Source organism: Serratia nevei (genome assembly GCF_024160145.1).
Taxonomy (GTDB): Bacteria; Pseudomonadota; Gammaproteobacteria; order Enterobacterales; family Enterobacteriaceae; genus Serratia; species Serratia nevei_A.
In genome coordinates, this window is record NZ_JAMYWQ010000004.1 from 35561 (window position 1) to 54393 (window position 18833).

Below are 18833 nucleotides of genomic sequence, written 5' to 3' on the forward strand. Positions count from 1 at the left end.
TTGCACTGCGTTGCAGAAAAATGCGGCGATTACTGAGGCTGTTGCTCAGCGGCCCCCATTTTGATCTTGGCTTCTTTACGCAGGCTCGCCAGCAGCGAATCGAAGGAGACGCCGGTCGCGCCCTCTTCCATCTTGCCGACGAAGGTTTTCATTTCGTCTTCCGGCAGCGTGCCCGGCTTCACCGCATCGAGCGCGATCAGCACCACGTTGTCCTGGCGATCCTGCGACATGCCGTACACCGGTTTGCCTTCCTGCGGGTGCGGCAGCGCGAACACGCTCTCCACCAGCTGGCTGTCTTCCGGCGCGCGCGCCATCTTCTGCACGGCGCCAAAGCTCAGGCCGGCGGCTTTCATCGCCTCGTCGCCCTTGCCCTGCTTCAGCTCAACCAGCAGCTTCTCGCCCTGCAGTTTCGCTTCCTGCACCGCTTTGTTGCGCTTCACCAGTTCCGCTACGCGGTCTTTCACCTGGTCGAACGGTTCGATGCCTTCCGGCTTGTGGCCGCTCACACGCACCACGAAGGCGCGGTCGCCGTCTACGGTGATCACGTCGGAGTTGCTGCCCGGCGCGCCGTTCTCGCCGATCAGCGAACCGTCGAAGATCGCCTGCACAACCGGCTTGAAGTTCAGCGCGGCAGGGATGTTGTCACGCGTGAACCAGTCGCTTTGCGCCGCTTTCACGCCGGCCGCTTCTTCAGCCGAGGTCAGGGATTCGTTATCGCTGGTCGCCGCTTCGCTCACCTTCTGCTGCAGCGCGTAATACGCGTCTACTGCTTTCTCCTGCTGCACCTGCTTGGCGATGGCGTCATGCACTTCGCTCAGCGGCTTCACTTTCTCCGGTTCGATATCGTTCAAACGCACGATCAGGAAGCCGACGGAAGATTTCACCACGCCGGACAGCTGCCCCTTCTCGGTCAGGTTAGCCTGCTTCAGCTCGTCGGCGGTGGTTTCCGGCTCCAGCCAACCCAGCTCGCCGCCGGTGCGGCGTGAGATGATGTCGGTGGATTTCTCTTTCGCCAGGGTGGCGAAATCGGCGCCCTTCTTCAGCTCGTCCAGCGCGGCGTTGGCTTCCGCCTCGGTTTTCAGCTGGATCACGCTGTAGTTTTTACGCTCCGGCTGGCCGTAGCTGCTCTTGTGCTGGTCGTAGTAAGCGCTGATGTCTTCTTCGCTCACTTTCACCTTGTCCTGCATGGACGCGGCGTCCAGCGGGATATAGCTCACCTTCACCTGCTCCGGGGCGATGAAGCTGTTTTTGTTCTGATCGTAATACGCCTTCAGTTCGTCATCGCCGGCGCTCTGTTTCGCCTGCAGCGCTTTCAAATCGATGGTGGCCAGGCGCACGTCGCGCTCCTGCAGCACCAGCGCCGCCATGGCTTGCGATTCAGACGGCAGCACGAAGCCGGACTCGCCGAAGGCCTGGATCAGCTGCTGATTGACCAGCTGCTGGCGCATCGACTGCGCGAAGTTGTCGGCGGTGTAGCCCATGCGGCCGATCAGGTCGAGGTATTTGGCGTTATCGAACTGGCCGTTGGTCTGGAAGTAAGGCGCCTTGCGGATGGCGTCCTTGATCTGATCGTCGCTGACCGCCAGGCCCAGCTTCTTGGCGTACTGGTCGAGCAGCATGTTGTCGATCAACTGGGACAACACCTGACGGCGCATCTGCTGCATATAGCCTTCGTTGCCGGCCAGCGCGGAGAACTGGTCACCCAGCTGCTGCTGCATGCGGCTGCGCTCGCTTTGGAAAGCCTGTTCCAGCTGAGCGCGTTCGATCGTCTGACCATTTACTTTCGCAGCATAATCGCCGGAGCCGCCGATCAGGTAGTTACCCACCCCGGTCAGAACGAATGACAGGATGATCAGGGCCAGGATGATTTTGAGCACGACGTGATTAGCAGCCGCGCGTAAATTGTCCATCATAGTGTGACAACACTCCGCTGTGATGTGGATTAACAACCCTTGTGCAGGCGCGTTCCCTGCGACAAAAATAAAAAAAGCGCATCAGTCCGATGCGCCTTGTATCTTACCTTACCAGCACCGCTGCGTCAGGTGATTGTTTATTACAAAACCCTGTTACGCTAAACGGTTAGACGCTAAATCAGTTTACAGCGTCTTTCAGCGCTTTCCCTGCACGGAAGGCCGGTACTTTGGCTGCCGCGATCTTGATCTCTTTACCGGTCTGCGGGTTGCGGCCGGTACGGGCCGAACGTTCACGCACGGTGAAGGAACCGAAACCTACCAGAGCCACGTCATCCCCTGCTTTCAGAGAGTCGGTAACGGAAGCGATTACTGCGTCTAATGCACGTCCAGCTGCCGCTTTGGAAATATCAGCACCTGCGGCAATCTTGTCGATCAGTTGTGACTTATTCACTCTATCATCCCCTCTAGAATTCTATCGTCGCACCGAAAAATCCCTACGGTTGCGACAGCGCAGCTGTTATATCAATCCCATCGAACCTTGGCAAGCCACCGACTGCATGGCAAAACGCGGGCCGACAGAGATCTAACTTAGCGGGACAAAAAAATACTGGCAAGTCCGAAATGGCTTGCCAGTATAAGTTTTATCAATGGTTTTTGCGATTCGTCACTATTTTGCCGCTACCGGCAGTGCGCCGAAGGCCGGGTTTTGCAACGCAATGTTCAAAACTTCATCGATTCGCTGCACCGGATGAATCTCCAGATCGGCGATAACATTGTCTGGGATCTCTTCCAGATCGCGCTTGTTCTCGTAAGGGATCAGCACGGTTTTGATGCCGCCGCGATGCGCCGCCAACAGCTTCTCTTTCAGGCCGCCGATCGGCAACACCTGGCCGCGCAGCGTGATCTCGCCGGTCATCGCCACGTCGGCGCGTACCGGGTTGCCGGTCAGGCAGGAGACCAGCGCGGTGCACATCGCGATACCGGCGCTCGGGCCGTCTTTCGGCGTCGCCCCTTCCGGCACGTGCACGTGGATGTCGCGTTTCTCGTAGAAATCGGCGTTGATGCCCAATTTCTCCGCGCGCGCGCGTACCACGGTCAGCGCAGCCTGAATCGATTCCTGCATCACTTCACCCAGAGAACCGGTGTAGGTCAGCTTGCCTTTGCCCGGCACGCAGGCGGTTTCGATGGTCAGCAGATCGCCGCCCACTTCCGTCCACGCCAGCCCGGTGACTTCGCCCACGCGGTTTTCGGTATCCGCACGGCCGTAATCGACGCGCTGCACGCCCAGATAATCCTTCAGGTTGTCGCCGTTGATCTCGATATGCTTGAGTTTCTTGTCCATCAGCAGCGTTTTCACCGCTTTACGGCACAGTTTGGAGATTTCACGCTCCAGGCTGCGCACCCCGGCTTCGCGGGTGTAGAAGCGAATGATGCCGATGATGGCGCTGTCGTCGACCGTCAGCTCGCCTTTTTTCAGCGCGTTGCGCTCAAGCTGCTTCGGCAGCAGGTGCTGCTTGGCGATGTTGAGCTTCTCATCCTCGGTGTAACCCGACAGGCGGATCACTTCCATACGGTCCAGCAGCGGCGCAGGAATGTTCATCGAGTTCGAGGTGGCGACGAACATCACGTCGGACAGATCGTAATCCACTTCCAGATAGTGGTCGTTGAACGCCACGTTCTGTTCCGGATCCAGCACCTCCAGCAGGGCGGAAGCCGGATCGCCGCGCATGTCGGAAGACATCTTGTCGATCTCATCCAGCAGGAACAGCGGGTTCTTCACCCCAACCTTGGCCATTTTCTGGATCAGTTTACCCGGCATCGAACCGATATAGGTACGGCGGTGACCGCGGATTTCCGCTTCGTCGCGCACGCCGCCCAGCGCCATGCGCACGTACTCGCGGCCGGTCGCTTTGGCGATCGACTGCCCCAGCGAGGTTTTACCCACGCCCGGCGGCCCGACCAGACACAGGATCGGCCCCTTGATTTTGCTGACGCGGCTCTGCACCGCGAGGTACTCGAGGATGCGATCCTTGACGCGCTCCAGGCCGTAGTGATCGGTATCGAGCACTTCCTGCGCCTTGTTCAGGTCTTTTTTCACCTTGCTACGCGCATTCCACGGCACCTGCAGCATCCAGTCGATGTAGCCGCGCACCACGGTCGCTTCCGCCGACATCGGCGACATCATTTTCAGCTTTTGCAGTTCCGCTTCGGTTTTCTCGCGCGCCTCTTTCGGCATTTTGGCCGCATCTATCTTACGCTTCAGCGCTTCGTGCTCGTCCGGCGCATCGTCCATCTCGCCCAGTTCTTTCTGAATCGCCTTCATCTGCTCATTCAGATAGTACTCGCGCTGGCTCTTTTCCATCTGTTTCTTGACGCGGTTGCGGATGCGCTTCTCGACCTGCAGCAGGTCGATCTCCGACTCCATCATCGCCATCAGGTATTCCAGACGCTCGGTGATGTCGGACATCTCGAGCACCGACTGCTTGTCGCTGAGTTTCAGCGGCATGTGGGCAGCGATGGTGTCCGCCAGGCGCGCGGCGTCGTCGATGCTGTTCAGTGAAGTCAGCACCTCCGGCGGAATTTTTTTGTTCAGCTTGATATAGCCTTCAAACTGATTGATCGCGGTGCGCACCAACACTTCCTGCTCGCGTTCGTCGATCGCAGGCGACTCAAGGTATTCCGCCTGCGCGGCGAAATGCTCGCCGCTGTCGGACAGCGTAGTGATGCGCGCGCGCTGCAGCCCCTCGACCAGCACTTTTACCGTGCCGTCCGGCAGCTTCAACATCTGCAGGATCGACGCTACGGTGCCAACCGAGAACAAGTCGTTAATGCCAGGTTCATCCGTTGAGGCCTCTTTCTGTGCCACCAGCATGATCTTCTTATCGTGATCCATTGCGGCTTCGAGGCACCGAATCGATTTTTCCCGGCCAACAAATAACGGGATCACCATGTGCGGATAAACCACCACGTCGCGCAATGGCAGGACGGGGATTTCAATGCGTTCGGAACGCTCAGGGTTCATAGAGCTCTCTCTTAGTTTAATTTCCGCCAGGTTGAGGGGGAATCTCATGAGACGCAAGCATCTAACGTTTCATAAAATCTGGTTAATGAGTATATGGGGATGAATCTCTTACATTCAACGGCAAGAATGCAGGAAAAAGAAATGGGGGATGAAATCCCCCATTTTGCTGATAACACGCTGGTTTAACTGGCTAATTATTCGCCAGACGCCTGGGCTTCCGGCTTGCCGTAAATCAGCAGCGGCTTGGATTGGCCGGCGATCACCGACTCGTCGATCACCACTTTGTCTACGCTGTCCATCGACGGCAGATCGTACATGGTGTCGAGCAGCGCGCCTTCCACGATGGAACGCAGGCCGCGAGCGCCGGTTTTGCGCGCCATGGCTTTCTTGGCGATGGCGTTCAGCGCTTCGTCGCGGAACTCCAACTCCACGCCTTCCAGATTGAACAGCGCCTGGTACTGCTTGGTCAGGGCGTTCTTCGGCTCTTTCAGGATCTGAATCAGCGCATCTTCGCTCAGCTCGCTCAGGGTCGCCACCACCGGCAGACGGCCGATGAACTCTGGGATCAGACCGAATTTGATCAGATCTTCCGGTTCGGCCTGCAGCAGCAGTTCGCCCTCGGTGGCCTTCTCGGACTCGCCCTTGACGGTCGCGCCGAAGCCGATGCCGGAGCCGGTGTTGACGCGCTGACCGATCACCTTATCCAGGCCGGCGAATGCGCCGCCGCAGATAAACAGGATCTTGGAGGTGTCGACCTGCAGGAATTCCTGCTGCGGATGCTTACGCCCGCCCTGCGGCGGAACCGCGGCGATGGTGCCTTCAATCAGCTTCAGCAGCGCCTGCTGCACGCCTTCACCCGAGACGTCACGCGTGATCGACGGATTGTCAGACTTGCGGGAAATCTTATCGATTTCATCGATATAAACGATGCCGCGCTGCGCTTTCTGCACGTCATAGTCACATTTTTGCAACAGCTTCTGGATAATATTTTCCACGTCCTCGCCCACGTAACCGGCTTCGGTCAGCGTGGTGGCGTCGGCCATGGTGAACGGCACGTCCAGGAAGCGCGCCAGCGTTTCCGCCAGCAGGGTCTTGCCGCTGCCGGTCGGGCCGATCAGCAAGATGTTGCTCTTGCCCAACTCGATACCGTTGCTGGTATCGCCGTTGCGCAGGCGTTTGTAGTGGTTGTACACCGCAACCGCCAGCACTTTCTTCGCCTGCTCCTGGCCGATGACGTAGTCATCAAGGTGGTGGCGAATTTCGTGCGGCGTCGGCAGCGCACTGCGCTCACGATGCGGGGCAACTTCTTTAATCTCTTCGCGAATAATGTCGTTACACAGATCAACACATTCATCGCAGATATACACTGACGGCCCGGCAATCAGCTTACGCACTTCATGCTGGCTTTTGCCGCAAAAAGAGCAGTACAGCAGCTTTCCTGAACCGTCTTTGCGCTTATCTGTCATCAGTCAAACCTCTTCTTTAGTCTTGTCCCGCAGGAAAATCACGGCGGCAGTGCGCCCAAACTCATATCGGGAACGCCGAGGGGCCACATCAGAGCGAGCCCCTGCCCACTCTGATTACTATAGTCCATCGGCGCCGCGTGGTTCTAGCTGCGGTGTGTCAGAATGCCGTCAACCAGGCCGTATTCCACGGCTTCTTCCGCGGTCATAAAGCGATCGCGCTCGGTATCGCGCTCGATCTGCTCCAGCGGCTGGCCGGTATGCTCGGCCATCAGTTCGTTCATGCGCGCTTTCACCTTGAGGATTTCACGCGCGTGGATTTCGATGTCCGTCGCCTGGCCCTGGTAGCCGCCCAGCGGCTGGTGAATCATCACGCGCGAGTTCGGCAGACAAAAACGTTTGCCTTTGGCGCCGGCGGTCAGCAGGAAGGAGCCCATCGAGCACGCCTGGCCCATACAGATGGTGCTGACGTCCGGCTTGATGAACTTCATGGTGTCGTAAATCGACATGCCCGCGGTGATCACCCCGCCCGGCGAGTTGATGTAGAGGAAAATGTCTTTTTCCGGGCTTTCCGCTTCGAGGAACAGCATTTGCGCCACGATCAGGTTGGCCATGTGATCCTCCACCTGGCCGGTCAGGAAAATGATGCGCTCTTTCAGCAGGCGGGAATAGATGTCGTAAGAACGCTCCCCGCGTGAAGTCTGCTCTACCACCATCGGCACCAGCGCCATGTTCGGTGCAAATTGATCTCGTTCGCCACTGTATGACATTACCGTCTCCTAATAGAAATTGCCTTGGCGGCCAGGGTGTCACCCTAATACGCCGATTCTACTTGAGAACGGCCATGATGACTATGCTCAAGCATTCGACCCGCGCCACACGTACCCGACGGTTATTTCATCCCGCGCACTTTGGCAAACAGCCCCAGAATTATTCTTTACAGATTGGGGGATACCGGCGCGATTTCAAGCCCAGAAGTCGATTTTCTCCACGCGCCGGAAAGGATGCCGTTATTCTGACCGTTATCATGCCAGCCAGTTCCCCAGGCAACAGGGTAAATATAGTGCATATTGCCCCGCTTAACCTGAGATTAATCAGCAACGTGGCAAAAAGAAAAGCCCGCAACCTCAGGTTGCGGGCTTTTTCATCGTGCGCCGGTTCGCCAGGCGAAACCGGGGGCGCCGTTCATCGCGCCCGGCACGCTGGCATTACGCCTGTTGAGTCTGGTTCATCAGCTCGCTGAAGGTAGTGGCTTTTTCAGTCACTTTCGCTTTTGCCAGCAGGGCTTCAACCGCTTGCTCTTCCAGAGCCACGTTGCGCATGTTGTTCATCAGCTCTTTGTTTTTGCTGTAGAACTCGATGACTTCGCTCGGATCTTCGTAGGCAGAAGCCATTTCTTCGATCAGCGTCTTCACGCGGTCTTCGTCAGCTTTCAGATCGTTGGTGCTGATCACTTCGCCCAGCAGCAGGCCAACCACGACGCGGCGTTTCGCTTGCTCTTCGAACAGCTCGCGCGGCAGTTCCAGCGCTTGCTTCTCGTTGCCGCCGAAGCGCTGTGCAGCCTGACGACGCAGCACGTCGATTTCGCCGTCGATCAAGGCAGCAGGCACGTCGATTTCGTTCGCGCTCACCAGGCCGTCGATCGCCTGAGACTTGATGCGGTTACGCACGGCGCCTTTCAGCTCGCGCTCCATGTTCTTGCGAACTTCGGTGCGCAGGCCGGCAACGGAACCGTCCGCCACGCCGAAACGCTTGATGAACTCTTCGGTCAGTTCCGGCAGCTCGCGCTCTTCAACTTTCTTCAGCACGATAGCGAATTTGGCCGCTTTACCCTTCAGGTTTTCCGCGTGGTAATCTTCAGGGAAGTTCACGTCGATGGAGAACTCTTCACCCGCTTTGTGACCGACCAGACCTTCTTCGAAGCCTGGGATCATGCGGCCTTGGCCCATTGCCAGTACGAAGTCGGACGCTTTGCCGCCTTCGAACTCTTCGCCGTCGATAGAACCGGTGAAGTCAACGGTCACGCGATCTTCAGCTTCCGCTGCGCGATCGGTTTCTTTCCAGGTCGCCTGCTGCTTGCGCAGAGTGTCCAGCATCGCGTCGACGTCTTCGTCGTTCACTTCAACCACAGGTTTTTCAACTTCGATGTTTTCCAGGCCTTTCAGCTCAACGTCTGGATACACTTCGAATTCAACGGCGAAAGTGAAGTCTTCACCTTCTTTGTACTCGCCCGGCACGTAGTTTGGTGCGCCGGCCGGATTAATCTTTTCTTTGATGATCGCGTCAACGAAGCTGCGCTGCATCGCTTCGCCCAGCACGTCCTGACGAACAGAGGCGCCGTAACGCTGTTCCACGATGTTCATCGGCACTTTGCCTTTGCGGAAGCCGTCGATACGCACGCTTTTCGCTGCGTTGATCAGCTCTTTCTTCACCGCCTGCTTGATAGTATCAGCCGGTACAGTAATAGAGAGACGGCGCCCAAGGCCTTGAGTGGTTTCTACTGAAACTTGCATCTTGTTACCTCAAAAAAATCACAGTGCTCGGTCAACTCCGTTCCAAGAACCAGGACGGCTACAAATAAGAACCGAGTTCCCTGATGACAGAAGCGTCCCGAAACCATTCCGGAAAAATAAGACGCGACATTATAGCGGCGCATGCATGGCGAGTCGAGGAAAGCTAGGCGGCGCAGGCGCGCTAAAACTCACACTTTTGCCGATTCGATCGCCAAAAGGCCGCCAAAACAGACCGAACGTTGGCCACCTTGCGCGTCGGCCGTGTCGTCGTCAAAAACAGAAACGGCCCGCAGGCCGTTTCAAAATTCGTCAGTAGTAATACCCTAATTCAAGGGCAAAGTTCCACTGATACCTGAAAATTTCCCCCTCAGGCCAGCGTCCCGGCGCCGCGGCACGGCGGCGAGGCCGGCACGGTATCCTGCAGCCCTTCCCACTCTTTGAGCGTATAGGTGTGCAGCGCCAGCGCGTGTACGCCATCGGCCAGCTCCTCCGACAGCACGCCGTAGATGGAGCGGTGGCGCGTCAAAAAACGTTCGCCGACGAAGCGATCGCTGACCAATACCACTTTGAAATGACTTTCTGAACCCGCCGGAACGTTATGACGATAGCTTTCATCAACGACTTCCAGATACGCGGGCTCAAACGCCGCCCTTAACTTTGCTTCTATTTGCTCGCGAATCATAGGATCTCCTTACAACACCGGCAGAGGACCGTGCCCATCTAGTTCAATATTAGCCGGTTTTCCCCCGTTTAGACCATCGCCGGGACAAATTTCTCTTTTCTGCGGTCAGAGGATGAGCGCTCTCCCCGCCGCTTGGGGGATTATCCGATTGAGCGGGCCAAAAAAGCGTGTTTTTATCAACGGCAGGTAAAAATTTGTCACTCAGGCGCCTTCCGCGCTTCCACCGCACGGCGGCGATGCTATGATGTCGGCAATTTATCGTCGGCTATCCCGCTCTGATTATTGCTAAATCCATCGAGAATGAGACAGAAAACATGTTAAAGAAACTTTGTCTTCCTTTACTGGCCGCACTGCTGCTGGCCGGTTGTGCGACCAGCAGCAACACCCTCAACGTCACGCCGAAAATCGTTCTGCCGCAGCAGGATCCTACCCTGCAAGGCATCACCGTCAGCATCAACGGCGCGGATCAGCGCAGCGATCAGGCGCTGGCCAAGGTGAACCGCGACGGCCAGCTGGTCACGCTGACGCCATCGCGCGACCTGCGTTTCCTGCTGCAGGAAGTGCTGGAGAAACAGATGGGCGCTCGCGGCTACATGATTGGCGCCGACGGCCCGGTCGCGCTGCAGATCGTCGTCAATAACCTGTATGCGGACGTCGCCGAGGGCAACCTGCGCTACAACATCACCACCAAAGCCGACATTTCGATCATCGCCCAGGCCAAGAACGGCAACAAGCAGGTGAAGAATTACCGCTCGACGTATAACGTGCAGGGCGCCTTCACGGCCACCAACGAGAAGATCACCGATGCCGTCAACTCCGTGCTGGGTGACGTGATCGCCGACATGGCACAGGACACCAGCGTCAACGACTTCATCAAGCAAAACGCGCGCTAATCGCCGCGCCTTGTGCCGCCCGGCGGGTCGGGCGGCACAGACAGGGAACTTATGTCGAAACACTATCTGAACATCTTCACCCAGCGTAACTCCGCCATTCTGCTGCTGCTGGGCTTCGCGTCGGGTCTGCCGCTGGCATTGACCTCCGGCACGCTGCAAGCCTGGATGACCGTCGAAAATATCGATCTGAAAACCATCGGCATCTTCTCGCTGGTGGGCCAGGCCTACGTCTTCAAATTCCTCTGGTCGCCGTTCATGGATCGCTATACCCCGCCGTTCCTCGGGCGGCGGCGCGGTTGGCTGCTGATCAGCCAGCTGCTGCTGGTCGTGGCGATCGTGGCGATGGGCTTTATGCAACCCGCGCAGCACCTGTGGTGGCTGGCGGCGTTGGCGGTGCTGGTGGCGTTCTGCTCCGCTTCGCAGGATATCGTGTTCGACGCCTATAAAACCGACCTGCTGAAAGCCGAAGAGCGCGGCGCAGGCGCGGCGATCTCGGTGCTGGGTTACCGGCTGGCGATGCTGGTTTCCGGCGGCCTGGCGCTGTGGCTGGCGGATCGTTATTTCGGTTGGCAGGCCACCTACTGGCTGATGGCCGGATTGATGCTGATCGGCGTGGCCGCCACGCTGCTGGCGCCGGAGCCGGACGAGAGCATCCCGGCGCCGCGCACCATGGAACAGGCGGTCGTCGCGCCGCTGCGTGATTTCTTCGGCCGCAACAACGCCTGGCTGATCCTGCTGCTGATCGTAATGTACAAAATGGGCGACGCCTTCGCCGGCAGCCTGAGCACCACCTTCCTGATCCGCGGCGTGGGGTTCGACGCCGGCGAAGTCGGGCTGGTCAACAAAACCCTCGGCCTGTTCGCCACCATCGTCGGCGCCCTGTTCGGCGGCGTGCTGATGCAGCGTCTCACCCTGTTCCGCGCGCTGATGCTGTTCGGCGTGTTGCAGGCGGTCTCCAACCTCGGGTATTGGATCCTGGCGGTGACCGACAAGAGCCTGCTCACCATGGGCAGCGCCATCTTCCTCGAAAACCTGTGCGGCGGCATGGGCACCGCGGCCTTCGTGGCGCTGCTGATGACGCTGTGCAACCGGTCGTTCTCCGCCACCCAGTTCGCGCTGCTGTCGGCGCTGTCCGCCGTGGGGCGCGTCTATGTCGGCCCAATCGCCGGCTGGTTCGTCGAAGCGAACGGTTGGCCGCTGTTCTACCTGTTCTCGATCGCCGCCGCCCTGCCCGGTTTGCTGCTGCTCGGCATCTGCCGCCAGACGCTGGAACACACCCAGCAGCATGGCGACTTTATGCCGCGCACCGAGTTTTCAGGATCTTACCGCTGGGCGCTGCGCCTGCTGACGCTGGGCTGTTCGCTGCTGGGCCTGTGGCTGCTGCTGCTGATCGCCAATGCGCTGGACTGGACGCAGGCGCCGCTGTTGGCCGATCGTCTGTTGCAGGTTGGCGCCGCGCTGAGCCTGCTCGGCGTTGCAATGGGCAGCACGCTGGATTACCTGGCCCTGCGCCGCACCCGTTTGGCATAATCTGACCGGCCGGCGATTTCGCCGGCCGAAAAAAAAGCGATCCGCGGGTATATTTATTTCGTTAAAAAAAGATAATCGGCGCGGAAATTATTTTTTTATCCGACTACCGCACTCGGAAATAAAATTAAATTCACCTTTAAGACACAATTATTTTACATTAAATAAACTTTTTCTGCGTATTTCCCCGCCGCGCATTTCTTCGCCACATTCATCATACCTTTAGTTTTCCTTAACATACGGGCTGCTCGTCACGATTCAGCGTGCCAACGCGTTGTTGTCATTGGTAAATTGTCACGCAGGGTTACATCTGTGACCCCCTTAACAGAAAGTGTCAACAAGCCGCTGACACTCCCTTAAGCATGTTTACAGTACTGCAACCTTCCCGTAAAATGCCCGCACACATGAAACGACAATTGAGCCTTTGTTATTGAGGTCGTTAGATGAGACTTAAGAAATACAATAAAAGTATTGGGATGCTGTCATTAATCGCAGCCACTGTATTGCTCAGTGGTTGCGATATGGTTTTGATGAATCCCAAAGGAGCAATTGGTGTTGAGCAACGGACACTGATTATCACTGCAATCGCGTTGATGTTGATCGTGGTGGTGCCAGTTATCTTCATGGCGTTCGCCTTTGCCTGGAAGTATCGCGCTTCCAACAAAGACGCCAAGTACAGTCCGAACTGGGCCCACTCCAACAAGATCGAAGCGGTCGTCTGGACCATTCCTATCATTATCATCGCCATCCTTGGCACCATTACCTGGAAGACTACCCACGAACTCGACCCGTTCAAGCCGATTGTCACCGACAAGAAGCCGATGACGATCGAAGTGGTGTCGCTCGACTGGAAATGGCTGTTCATCTACCCGGAACAAGGTATTGCGACCGTTAATGAGCTGGCTTTCCCGAAAGATGTTCCAGTCGAATTCAAGATCACCTCTAACTCGGTAATGAACTCGTTCTTTATCCCGCAGTTGGGTGGACAGATTTATGCGATGGCCGGCATGCAGACCAAACTGCACCTGATCGGCAACGAAGCCGGTGCCTACAAGGGCATCTCCAGCAGCTACAGCGGCGCAGGCTTCTCCGGTATGAAATTCACCGCGATCGTTACCCCGACCGAAGGCGACTTCGATCAGTGGGTGGCCAAGGTGAAGGCATCGTCTAAAAACCTGAACACCACCGACGACTTTAACAAACTGGCAGAGCCGAGTGAAAACAACCCGGTTGAGTACTTTGCCGCTGTCAAACCGAATTTGTTCAAAGAAACAATTGCCAAATTCATGGGCGACATGGATATGCACAAGGGCGCTGGCGCGCACGAAGGCATGGACATGAGCCAAGGTATGGACATGGGTGAACATGCTGCTCACGCCGGAGCCGAGGAATAACTGATGTTGGGAAAATTAACACTTGATGCGGTTCCGTACCACGAACCGATCATCATGGTCACCGTAGCCGCAATTATTGTCGGGGGCCTGGCAGTGCTGGCGCTGCTGACATATTTCGGCAAATGGAAGTGGCTGTGGAGCGAATGGCTGACTTCGGTCGACCATAAAAAAATTGGTATCATGTACATCATCGTGGCGATGGTCATGCTGCTGCGCGGCTTCGCCGACGCCATCATGATGCGTAGCCAGCAGGCGTTGGCGTCCGCCGGCGAAGCCGGGTTCCTGCCGCCGCACCACTACGACCAGATCTTCACCGCGCACGGCGTTATCATGATCTTCTTCATGGCGATGCCTTTCGTGGTCGGCCTGATGAACGTCGTGGTGCCGCTGCAAATCGGTGCGCGCGACGTCGCCTTCCCGTTCCTGAACTCCCTGAGCTTCTGGTTCTTCGTGGTGGGCGTGGTGCTGATCAACATCTCCCTGGGGGTCGGTGAGTTCGCTCAGACCGGTTGGCTGGCATATCCGCCGCTGTCGGGTAAAGAGTACAGTCCTGGCGTCGGGGTCGATTACTGGATCTGGAGTCTGCAGATTTCTGGTCTGGGTACCCTGCTGACCGGCGTGAACTTCTTCGCCACCATTCTGAAGATGCGTGCCCCTGGCATGCCTATGATGAAGATGCCGGTGTTCACCTGGGCGGCGCTGTGTACTAACGTCCTGATCATCGTTTCTTTCCCAATTCTGACCGTCACCATCGCGCTGCTGACCCTGGATCGCTATCTGGGCACCCATTTCTTCACCAATGATATGGGCGGCAACATGATGATGTACATCAACCTGATTTGGGCCTGGGGTCACCCAGAGGTGTATATCCTGGTTCTGCCGGTGTTCGGCGTGTTCTCCGAAGTCACCGCGACCTTCTCCAGAAAACGCCTGTTCGGCTATACCTCACTGGTATGGGCAACCATCGCGATCACCGTTCTGTCGTTCATCGTCTGGCTGCACCACTTCTTCACCATGGGGTCCGGCGCGAACGTTAACGCCTTCTTCGGTATCGCCACCATGATCATTTCCATCCCGACCGGGGTGAAAATCTTCAACTGGCTGTTCACCATGTATCAGGGCCGTATCAAACTCAACTCCGCGATGCTGTGGACCGTTGGCTTCATCATCACCTTCTCCGTGGGTGGTATGACCGGCGTTCTGCTGGCGGTGCCGGGCGCGAACTTCGTGCTGCACAACAGCCTGTTCCTGATCGCCCACTTCCACAACGTCATCATCGGCGGCGTGGTGTTCGGTTGCTTCGCGGGCCTGACCTACTGGTTCCCGAAATCCTTCGGCTTCACGCTGAACGAAAAATGGGGCATCCGCGCGTTCTGGTTCTGGATCATCGGCTTCTTCACCGCCTTCATGCCGCTGTACGCATTGGGCTTTATGGGCATGACCCGTCGTATCAGCCAGAACATCAACCCTGAGTTCCACCCTCTGCTGCTGGTTGCAGCCGGCGGTGCGGCGCTGATCGCCTGCGGCATCCTGTGCCAGCTGATCCAGATCTTCGTCAGTATCCGTGACCGCGAACAGAACCGCGATCTGACCGGTGACCCATGGGGCGCTCGTACTCTGGAGTGGTCAACTTCGTCTCCACCGCCGTTCTATAACTTTGCCGTAGTGCCGCAGATTCATGACCGTGATGAATTCTGGGATATGAAAGAAAAAGGCGAAGCGTATAAGAAACCGGCTAAATACGAACCGATTCATATGCCTAAGAACACCGGCGCCGGCGTTATCATCGCCTTCTTCAGCCTGGTCTTCGGTTTCGCAATGATTTGGGAAATCTGGTGGATGGCTCTGGCCGGCTTCATCGGTATGATCGTTGTCTGGATCGGCAAGAGCTTCGATCACGATGTTGACTACTATGTGCAGGTTGATGAAATCGAGCGCATTGAGAACCAACACTACGAACAAATCCGTAAAGCAGGCGTGAACCATGTCAACTGAAACTCTGACCAATCATAACGCAGCCCATGCAGAGCATGGGCACCACGACGCGGGTGGAACCAAGGTCTTCGGATTCTGGATCTACCTGATGAGCGACTGTATTTTGTTTGCGAGCTTGTTCGCGACTTATGCAGTTCTGGTGAACGGGACCGCGGGCGGTCCCTCAGGCAAAGACATCTTCGACCTGAAGTTTGTCCTGGTCGAAACTTTCCTGCTGTTGTTCAGCTCAATCACCTACGGCATGGCGATGATCGCCATGAACAAGGGTAAAGTTGGCGGTGTAAACACCTGGCTGTTCCTGACCTTCCTGTTTGGTCTGGGCTTCGTGGCGATGGAAATCTATGAATTCCATCACCTGATCGCCGAAGGCTTCGGTCCGGATCGCAGCGCGTTCCTGTCCAGCTTCTTCGCGCTGGTCGGCACCCACGGTCTGCACGTAACTTCCGGCCTGATTTGGATCATCGTGATGATGATTCAGGTGAGCAAGTTCGGCCTGACCGCGACCAACAAAACCCGCCTGATGTGCCTGAGCCTGTTCTGGCACTTCCTGGACGTGGTCTGGATCTGCGTATTTACCGTTGTCTACCTGCTGGGGGTTATGTAATGAGCCATTCATCCCATGAAACCTCTCACGGCGGCGCAAGCCACGGCAGCGTGAAGTCATACCTGGTCGGCTTTATCCTGTCGATCATCCTGACGGTAATTCCATTTGCGATGGTAATGAACGGCACTGCCTCTCATTCCACCATCCTGGCGGTTGTTGTCGGTATGGCGGTTATCCAGGTGATTGTTCACCTGGTTTACTTCCTGCACATGAACACCTCATCGGAAGAGCGCTGGAACCTGGTGGCATTGCTGTTCACCGCTATGATCATCGGTATCGTTGTTGTAGGTTCACTCTGGATTATGTACAACCTCAACATCAATATGATGGTCGATTAAGAGCTGAGCTGCACGTGATGATTAAGCAATACCTGCAAGTCACTAAACCAGGAATTATTTTCGGCAATTTAATTTCTGTCGTTGGGGGATTCCTGCTCGCTTCCAAAGGGAGCATCGACTATCCCCTGTTTCTCGCCACCCTGGTGGGTGTCTCGTTGGTGGTCGCGTCGGGCTGTGTGTTTAACAACTACATCGACCGCGACATCGACAAGAAAATGGAGAGAACGAAGAATCGGGTGCTGGTAAAAGGCCTGATCGCGCCGAGTGTCACCCTGGTTTATGCGACCGTGTTGGGTATTGCGGGCTTCGCGTTGCTGTATATCGCGGCCAACCCGCTGGCCATGTGGCTGGCGGTGATGGGCTTCGTGGTTTATGTCGGCGTTTACAGCCTGTACATGAAACGCCACTCGGTCTACGGCACGCTGATCGGCAGCCTGTCAGGCGCCGCGCCGCCGGTTATCGGCTACTGCGCGGTGACCAACGAGTTCGACGCCGGCGCATTGATCCTGCTGGCTATCTTTAGCCTGTGGCAGATGCCGCATTCTTATGCGATCGCTATCTTCCGCTTTAAAGATTACCAGGCGGCCAACATTCCGGTCCTGCCGGTGGTGAAAGGCATTTCCGTCGCCAAGAACCACATCACGGTCTACATCCTGGCATTTATGATCGCCACGCTGATGCTGACCCTGGTCGGTTATGCCGGCTACAAATACCTGATCGTCGCTGCGGCGGTGAGCGTATGGTGGCTCGGCATGGCGCTGCGCGGTTACAAGACCGAGAACGACAGCGTCTGGGCGCGTAAACTGTTCGTGTTCTCCATCGTCGCCATCACCTCGCTGAGCGTGATGATGTCGATAGACTTCAGCGCCACGGCGGCGCCTGAAGCGCTGGTGACCTACGTTTGGTAAGCCAAATCATCTGTAAATGGGCCGCTTTTGCGGCCCATTTTATTTGTCACGCCGAAAAGCGGCCAAACTGTAATATCTGTTAAACAACATTCGATTTACCCCCCCCTGCCCTGCACACTAAAATGACGCAGCTTTACAGAAATCATGCCATCAGGCGCTGTCTCAACGTCTGATGGCATGGTTTTTACCGAGGTTTGATGTGAACGATAATTCAATGACCCCGCAGGAGCGCCGCGCCACCTGGGGATTGGGCACCGTATTCTCCCTGCGCATGCTCGGCATGTTTATGGTACTGCCGGTGCTGACTACCTACGGCATGGCGCTCAACGGCGCCAGCGAAGCGCTGATCGGCATCGCCATCGGCATCTACGGCCTGGCGCAAGCGGTGTTTCAAATCCCGTTCGGTCTGGTGTCCGATCGCATCGGCCGCAAGCCGCTGATCGTCGGCGGCCTGCTGATCTTTGCCCTCGGCAGCGTGATCGCCGCCGCGACCGACTCGATCTGGGGCGTGATCCTCGGCCGCGCGCTGCAAGGCTCCGGCGCGATCGCCGCCGCGGTCATGGCGCTGCTCTCCGATCTGACCCGCGAGCAGAACCGCACCAAGGCGATGGCGTTTATCGGCGTCAGCTTCGGCATCACCTTTGCCATCGCCATGGTATTGGGCCCTATCATCACCCACGCCTTCGGCCTGCATGCGCTGTTTTGGATGATCGCCGTACTGGCGCTGGCCGGCATTGTCATCACCCTGGCGGTAGTGCCTTCCGCCGACACACACCTGCTGAACCGCGAGTCCAGCATCGTGCGCGGCAGCTTCCGCAAGGTGTTGAGCAACTCGCGCCTGCTGAAGCTCAACTTCGGCATCATGTGCCTGCATATCCTGCTGATGTCGAGCTTCGTGGCGCTGCCGCTGGCGATGGAAAAAGCCGGGCTGGCGGCCAGCGAGCACTGGATCGTCTACCTGGTCACCATGCTGGTGTCGTTCGCCGCCGTGGTGCCCTTCATTATCTATGCCGAAAAATATCGCCGCATGAAGCAGGTCTTTATGGGTTGCGTGGCGGTGCTGTTCTGCGCCGAAGTGCTGCTGTGGCTCTCCGGCGCGCACCTGTGGGGCATCATCGCCGGCGTGCAGCTGTTCTTCATGGCCTTCAACGTGATGGAAGCCATTCTGCCTTCGCTGATCAGCAAAGAATCGCCGGCCGGCTACAAAGGCACCGCAATGGGGGTCTACTCCACCAGCCAGTTTATCGGCGTGGCGATCGGCGGCAGCCTCGGCGGCTGGCTGTACGGTTTGCAGGGCGCAGGGCTGGTGTTTATCGCCGGTGCCGTGTTGGCCGCGCTCTGGTTCCTGGTCAGCAGCACCATGAAAGAGCCGCCGTATGTCAGCAGCCTGCGCATTACGCTGTCGGAACTGGCAGTGAAGGATTCGGCGCTGGAAAGCCGCCTGAAGGCGCAGCCCGGCGTGGCCGAGGCGATCGTGGTGCCGGAAGAACGCAGCGCCTACGTCAAGGTGGATACCAAGCAGACCAATCGCGGTCAGCTGGAAGCGCTGGTCAATTCGCTGTAAAGAATCAGGGCCGGCAA

15 protein-coding genes are annotated in these 18833 nt (G+C 57.2%); 8 read left to right on the forward strand and 7 right to left on the reverse strand.

What is annotated here, in order from left to right:
• Positions 1-29 precede the first annotated feature (29 nt).
• The 7 genes from ppiD to bolA all read right to left on the reverse strand — a co-directional run bounded on the left by ppiD (position 30) and on the right by bolA (position 9593).
• Positions 30-1913 carry a peptidylprolyl isomerase gene (ppiD, locus tag M6G53_RS04865; RefSeq protein WP_253329422.1) on the reverse strand — a complete coding sequence of 628 codons (1884 nt, stop codon included), beginning with the start codon at positions 1911-1913 and terminating at the stop codon, positions 30-32.
• A 178-nt stretch (positions 1914-2091) separates the two neighbouring features.
• Positions 2092-2364 (reverse strand): nucleoid-associated protein HU-beta, encoded by a 273-nt coding sequence (gene hupB / locus M6G53_RS04870; protein WP_004940351.1) that lies wholly within the window; start codon positions 2362-2364, stop codon positions 2092-2094.
• A 216-nt stretch (positions 2365-2580) separates the two neighbouring features.
• A complete protein-coding gene (gene lon, locus M6G53_RS04875; RefSeq protein WP_253329424.1) occupies positions 2581-4935 on the reverse strand; it encodes an endopeptidase La in 2355 nt (784 codons plus the stop codon).
• Positions 4936-5129: 194 nt separating this feature from the next.
• Positions 5130-6401, reverse strand: coding sequence for an ATP-dependent protease ATP-binding subunit ClpX (gene clpX, locus M6G53_RS04880; RefSeq protein ID WP_004940354.1), 1272 nt, complete (start codon positions 6399-6401; stop codon positions 5130-5132).
• A gap of 143 nt (positions 6402-6544) precedes the next feature.
• Complete coding sequence (clpP, locus tag M6G53_RS04885) at positions 6545-7168, reverse strand: ATP-dependent Clp endopeptidase proteolytic subunit ClpP (protein ID WP_016928858.1); 624 nt, start codon at positions 7166-7168, stop codon at positions 6545-6547.
• A 438-nt stretch (positions 7169-7606) separates the two neighbouring features.
• On the reverse strand, positions 7607-8911 hold the full coding sequence (gene tig, locus M6G53_RS04890; protein ID WP_197811604.1) for a trigger factor: 1305 nt from the start codon (positions 8909-8911) through the stop codon (positions 7607-7609).
• Between the two features lie 367 nt (positions 8912-9278).
• On the reverse strand, positions 9279-9593 hold the full coding sequence (gene bolA, locus M6G53_RS04895; protein WP_004940361.1) for a transcriptional regulator BolA: 315 nt from the start codon (positions 9591-9593) through the stop codon (positions 9279-9281).
• Between the two features lie 314 nt (positions 9594-9907).
• On the opposite strand from bolA, the gene M6G53_RS04900 reads away from it, so the two are divergent.
• The 8 genes from M6G53_RS04900 (at position 9908) to M6G53_RS04935 (ending at position 18816) form a co-directional block, all read left to right on the forward strand.
• Positions 9908-10486: a lipoprotein gene (locus M6G53_RS04900; RefSeq protein WP_253329426.1), complete on the forward strand. Its 579-nt coding sequence runs from the start codon at positions 9908-9910 to the stop codon at positions 10484-10486.
• A gap of 51 nt (positions 10487-10537) precedes the next feature.
• Positions 10538-12016 carry a muropeptide MFS transporter AmpG gene (gene ampG, locus M6G53_RS04905; protein WP_253329428.1) on the forward strand — a complete coding sequence of 493 codons (1479 nt, stop codon included), beginning with the start codon at positions 10538-10540 and terminating at the stop codon, positions 12014-12016.
• A 440-nt stretch (positions 12017-12456) separates the two neighbouring features.
• Positions 12457-13407: a cytochrome o ubiquinol oxidase subunit II gene (gene cyoA / locus M6G53_RS04910; protein ID WP_025301763.1), complete on the forward strand. Its 951-nt coding sequence runs from the start codon at positions 12457-12459 to the stop codon at positions 13405-13407.
• A 3-nt stretch (positions 13408-13410) separates the two neighbouring features.
• A complete protein-coding gene (cyoB, locus tag M6G53_RS04915) occupies positions 13411-15402 on the forward strand; it encodes a cytochrome o ubiquinol oxidase subunit I (RefSeq protein ID WP_033637313.1) in 1992 nt (663 codons plus the stop codon).
• Positions 15392-16006 carry a cytochrome o ubiquinol oxidase subunit III gene (locus tag M6G53_RS04920; RefSeq protein WP_100396221.1) on the forward strand — a complete coding sequence of 205 codons (615 nt, stop codon included), beginning with the start codon at positions 15392-15394 and terminating at the stop codon, positions 16004-16006. Before cyoB ends, M6G53_RS04920 begins: the two co-directional genes overlap by 11 nt.
• Entirely contained in the window at positions 16006-16344 is a 339-nt protein-coding gene (locus M6G53_RS04925) for a cytochrome o ubiquinol oxidase subunit IV (protein WP_019454195.1), read from the forward strand. The genes M6G53_RS04920 and M6G53_RS04925 overlap by 1 nt, the downstream gene beginning before the upstream one ends.
• Positions 16345-16361: 17 nt before the next feature.
• Positions 16362-17252, forward strand: a complete 891-nt coding sequence (cyoE, locus tag M6G53_RS04930; RefSeq protein WP_015376842.1) for a heme o synthase — start codon at positions 16362-16364, stop codon at positions 17250-17252.
• Between the two features lie 199 nt (positions 17253-17451).
• Positions 17452-18816, forward strand: coding sequence for an MFS transporter (locus M6G53_RS04935; protein WP_060423360.1), 1365 nt, complete (start codon positions 17452-17454; stop codon positions 18814-18816).
• Positions 18817-18833 lie beyond the last annotated feature (17 nt).